The organism is Rahnella perminowiae (assembly GCF_019049755.1).
GTDB classification, from domain to species: Bacteria; Pseudomonadota; Gammaproteobacteria; order Enterobacterales; family Enterobacteriaceae; genus Rahnella; species Rahnella perminowiae.
In genome coordinates, this window is the sequence record NZ_JAFMOS010000326.1 from 1 (window position 1) to 4,909 (window position 4,909).

Sequence of the window (4,909 nt, forward strand, 5' to 3'; positions counted from 1 at the left end):
TCTTAGAAGTGGGCATTGATATAAATTTATTTGCTACCGGTCACTCAAGCATGGGAACAATGAGTGGCCTGAGTGATCCGAAATCGAGGCCCTTAACCCTGTGTATTCCACTACGAGACCTCTGGCTGATTGCTGTTATGACGGCTTAAAGTGAAATTTTGGCTATTTGGGTATCAGGAGTCATATCTGGCTTCATGTGATCACGACTTTTACTGGGTGGCAACTGTCTACGCAAGGGGATTCGCTAACTATCAGCGCACCGGTAAAGTGTGTCCTCCGATTTAACACGGAGGAGAGATAAGATCTTTGACTTTCCTTTTGATACAGGTATTTCAGTCAACATCTTTTATGCCTGAACTTCAGTCCATGTAAAAGGGCCGGGACATTTCTACTCAGCGGGGACTAAAAATCCAGTTCAAGAGCAAAACACAGGTAGGACATCAACGGCGCACAATGTCTGAACTGTTCTGCGCAAAAATCGATAACATCAGGCTTACACAGATCCTCAAAAGCGATGTTTTTAATTGCGATAAAATCTTTGCGTTTTAATTCAGTTAACAATGGGTGATTTTTATCGAAGCCTCTTGGCGGACGACTGAGACTGTCGCCATCCATTACAAACCCGTTATCATGCAATGATTTGAGCGCTTTTTGATAAGCATTGGGGTTTTCATCAATACACGCGCGAATCGCGTTTAACGCTTTTGATTCCGGATGCCAGATCCCCGCTGCAATAAAACAACCGTCTTCGGCGATGTGCAGATAGAGTCCCGGAGCGTGAACATCTTTGCCCTGAAAGTGACGAAACTGAATGCCAACATTGGTTTTGTATGGCGTTTTATCTTTGCTGAACCGGCTGTCGCGCTGCGGGCGCATCAGGCTGCCGCCCACTTTTTTCGCGACGGCAGTCAGTCTCGGAGAAATGGCAATAATCTCAGGTTGCATTTGCTCGATAAAGCGCAGCGCGGGAGTTCTGAGCGTGTTCTCGTATTCATCCTGATTGGCTTTAAACCAGTCGCGGGTATTGTTTTGCGCGAGCTTATTCAGAAATTGCAGGCCGGCGGCGCTAAAGATTGTCCCAGCCGCAACCGGCGTTTTAGGTGTCTGAGTCGTCATTATCAATGAACCTTTCTTACTGCTGATGGAAGAATCAGGGAAGATCCTGACGCCTGAACCCATTCAGTGCAAACTGAAAAGTAAAAAATTTTCATGATTAAACGATGTGGGGAGCAGAGTGCTCTCATGCCCGCCAGAGGAGTTCGGCGGGCCTTTTCATGTCTGAGACCGGTCAGTTAATCGCGGCAGTTACTTTTCCCGCTTTCCCTAACCCGCCATTCGCCCGTTCACTCAGCTCAAACAATACGGGTAATAAATGCGCGGTCGCCTTCAGATAGGCGCTGACCTGCGGGATGCCTTCCGGCGGTACTATCTCGCCATTCTCCAGCCCTTCACTCAGGCACAATAAGCCGTGACACAACCCTTCGGCAGAGTCGGATGCCAGCGCGCTGATACCATAAAGACGACCACCTGAGACGCTAAACTCGGGTGGCAGCTCAGACAGGGTTAGCGTACCGGCTTACACGAATCCGATGCTTCTTGCGAAGCCCCTGCCTGAGCCACCATTATTTGGGGTGAATCAAAGCATACGAAATTATCACATAATTTCGTCGTGTAAGTATCGGAACGCTAATTCCGGCTGCGGATAGTGCCGCAGCGGGGAAACTTTATTCCTGCTGCCGGAACAAATAAACAGGCTGGATGCATTTACAGGGAGTTGTATTCAGATTTGGAAGACATCTCGCAATGTTCTGCTCTGCCTGTCTTTTATTCTGCCGTAATATTTCCCCGTGATCTTCTCTCCGGTGATCCCGATCACAAAAAGTCCGGCGCAGCACGATTGTGTATATATGTGCCTTTCCTGCTCTCACCCCACAGGGCACTTGTGCTTATCGTAATGACTGAATGATTTTTTTCTGATGTCCGTTGCTGTATTCCCTCTTTCCGGAGAAAAAAATGTCGTCATCTGATGTAGCAAAACTGACTGAAAGTCCGCTCAAAAATACCAAAGTAATGAACCTGTTTGTGTCTTTTGCGGCGGCGATGGCGGGGCTGTTATTCGGTCTCGATATTGGCGTGATTTCTGGTGCGCTTCCCTTTATTACTGATCATTTTGTGCTGAGCAGTCGTCAGCAGGAATGGGTTGTCAGCATCATGATGCTTGGTGCGGCGTTCGGTGCACTGGCCAATGGCTGGCTTTCTTTCCGGCTGGGACGTAAATACAGCCTGATGGCGGCGGCACTGCTGTTTATCCTCGGTTCTCTGGGCTCGGCTTTCGCTTCGAGCGTCGAAATCCTGATGGTGTCGCGCCTGATCCTCGGCTTTGCTGTCGGCATTGCCTCCTACACCGCACCGTTGTATCTGTCTGAAATGGCGTCAGAAACTATTCGCGGTAAGATGATTGCCATGTATCAGCTGATGGTGACACTTGGCATTTTGCTGGCCTTCCTTTCTGACACCGCCTTCAGCAGCAGCGGTGACTGGCGCGCGATGCTGGGCGTGCTGGCTATCCCGGCATTTGTTCTGATGATCGCCGTGTGTTTTTTACCGAACAGTCCGCGCTGGCTGGCTGCCAAAGGGCAGCATATTGAAGCCGAGCGTGTGCTGAGAATGCTGCGCGACACCTCGGAAAAAGCCCGTCAGGAACTGAATGAAATCCGTGAAAGCCTTAAACTGAAACAGGGCGGATGGGAATTGTTTAAAGCCAACGGCAACGTGCGCCGCGCCGTCGGTTTAGGCATGTTGTTGCAGGCAATGCAGCAGTTTACCGGCATGAATATCATCATGTATTACGCGCCGAAGATTTTTAACCTGGCGGGATTTACCAGTACACGCCAGCAGATGATCGCCACCATTATTGTCGGGCTGACGTTCGTGCTTGCGACGTTCATTGCCATCGGCATGGTCGATAAGGCCGGACGCAAACCGGCACTGAAAATTGGGTTTAGCGTGATTGCGCTCGGCACGCTGGTGCTGGGATATTGCCTTCAGCAGTTCAATCTGGGCACGGCCGGTACAGCACTTTCCTGGCTGTCGGTCGGTATGACCATGATGTGCATTGCCGGTTACGCCATGAGTGCTGCGCCGGTGGTGTGGATCCTGTGTTCTGAAATTCAGCCGCTGAAAAGCCGTGATTTTGGTATCACCTGTTCGACGACCACCAACTGGATTTCGAACATGATTATCGGCGCTACTTTCCTGACACTTATGGATAATATCGGTGCGGCAGGGACATTCTGGCTATACACCGCGCTGAACGTGGTGTTTGTGGTGATCACTTTCATCCTGATACCGGAAACGAAAAACGTCACGCTGGAGCAAATTGAAAGAAATCTTATGGCCGGGAAAAAACTGCGCGATATCGGGCAGTAAAGACCCCGATCCTTCATAGTGGATGTGAACTTTATCAAGGAGCAGTTGATGCGCGATTTACATAAAATGACGGGTGGGCTGGATTACTATATTAATGACGACGAATTACGCGAAATTCGTTATCAGACCCGAGATAAAGTGGACGCATTTAATGCGCTGGGCGCCCGTCAGACGGCGGAGAAAGATGCCCTGATCAGGGAAATTTTTGGGGAAGTAGGCAGCAATGTCCATTTTGAAAAAGGCATGCGCATTGACTACGGCATAAATACCCGGATCGGGAATAATGTGTTCATCAATTTTAATTTCGTATTACTCGATTGCGCGCCGGTCACAATAGGGAATAACGTTTTTATCGGCCCTGATGTGCAAATTTATACCGCACAGCATCCGCTGGATATCGATTTACGTCGTGAACATATTGGCAGCGCCCGGCCGGTGAGCCTGGGTAACGATGTCTGGGTTGGCGGCGGATGCGTGATATTACCCGGTGTGACCCTCGGCGATGGCTGCACAATTGGCGCCGGAAGTGTCATCACTCGACCGGTGCCTGCGGGGGTTGTCGCCTGTGGAAATCCCTGCCGGGTGGTACGCAACCTGACGTAATTTATATCTGACAGTCTTTCAGACATAAAAAAGCCCGCTCCAGGCGGGCTGCAAATGCAAAAAGTACAATATTTCTTAAAGTGCGGACAGAATGAGACACAACTTAAATAAAATCAATTAATTATCTTCATGAAATAAGTATCAACACTCTTTGCGTGTGTTTTGATTAAATAGTGATCGGTGCGACTAATTTTTATATCGCAGCGCATCAAGCAGCAAGGCAAACTTGCCCTCTGGTCGCAAGAAACGAACGGCGTTATGGTTTATCCCATGACGAACTTTCCAGCAGTGGTTACCGAAGCGGAGAATGAGATGACAGATAAAATGAAAATTACCAAAAGCGGTTCTGTACCTTCACAAACAGGGCCGGAAAATTATTTTACCGGCAAAGTACGTATCGACGCGCCGTTCAGCGGCACCGAATCCGCCCGTGTCGGTGGCGCAACCGTGACCTTTGAACCGGGCGCACGTACCGCATGGCATACGCATCCGTTGGGTCAGACGTTGATCATCACACACGGCCGCGGCTGGGTGCAGGAAGACGGCGGCGAAATCCGCGAAATGAATGTGGGTGATATTGTGTGGATCCCGGAAGGGGTGAAGCACTGGCACGGAGCTACTCCGGAGAATTCGATGACTCACATCGCGATTGCTGAATCCCTCAATGGCAGTCCGGTTGAGTGGATGGAGAAAGTGACGGAAGCTCAGTACAGTAAGTAATTTTTTGCTGTTGTGAAATTTATATCACTTTGCTCAAAGGGGGGGTAAAAGCCGCTTTTTTGCAGCATAAGGTAAATGCTTAAAATCACGACAGCTATTTCTGTTTTTCCGGCTTTTTAACCTAAACTTTTCGGTTAACCATTGACCTGTCTTATTT

The 4,909-nt window shown here is 49.3% G+C and carries 5 protein-coding genes; 3 read left to right on the forward strand and 2 right to left on the reverse strand.

The features are described from left to right. Positions 1-402: 402 nt before the first annotated feature. Entirely contained in the window at positions 403-1,116 is a 714-nt protein-coding gene (locus J1785_RS03330) for a DUF2461 domain-containing protein (protein WP_217218802.1), read from the reverse strand. A gap of 172 nt (positions 1,117-1,288) precedes the next feature. Next, positions 1,289-1,462, reverse strand: a complete 174-nt coding sequence (locus J1785_RS26655; protein WP_238483054.1) for a hypothetical protein — start codon at positions 1,460-1,462, stop codon at positions 1,289-1,291. A 524-nt stretch (positions 1,463-1,986) separates the two neighbouring features. On the opposite strand from J1785_RS26655, the gene J1785_RS03340 reads away from it, so the two are divergent. The 3 genes from J1785_RS03340 (at position 1,987) to J1785_RS03350 (ending at position 4,752) form a co-directional block, all read left to right on the forward strand. Continuing rightward, a complete protein-coding gene (locus tag J1785_RS03340; RefSeq protein ID WP_255466661.1) occupies positions 1,987-3,429 on the forward strand; it encodes a sugar porter family MFS transporter in 1,443 nt (480 codons plus the stop codon). 48 nt (positions 3,430-3,477) lie between these two features. After that, positions 3,478-4,032 carry a sugar O-acetyltransferase gene (locus J1785_RS03345; protein ID WP_217218803.1) on the forward strand — a complete coding sequence of 185 codons (555 nt, stop codon included), beginning with the start codon at positions 3,478-3,480 and terminating at the stop codon, positions 4,030-4,032. 324 nt (positions 4,033-4,356) lie between these two features. Further along, entirely contained in the window at positions 4,357-4,752 is a 396-nt protein-coding gene (locus J1785_RS03350) for a (R)-mandelonitrile lyase (RefSeq protein WP_217218804.1), read from the forward strand. The last annotated feature ends 157 nt before the right edge of the window (positions 4,753-4,909 follow it).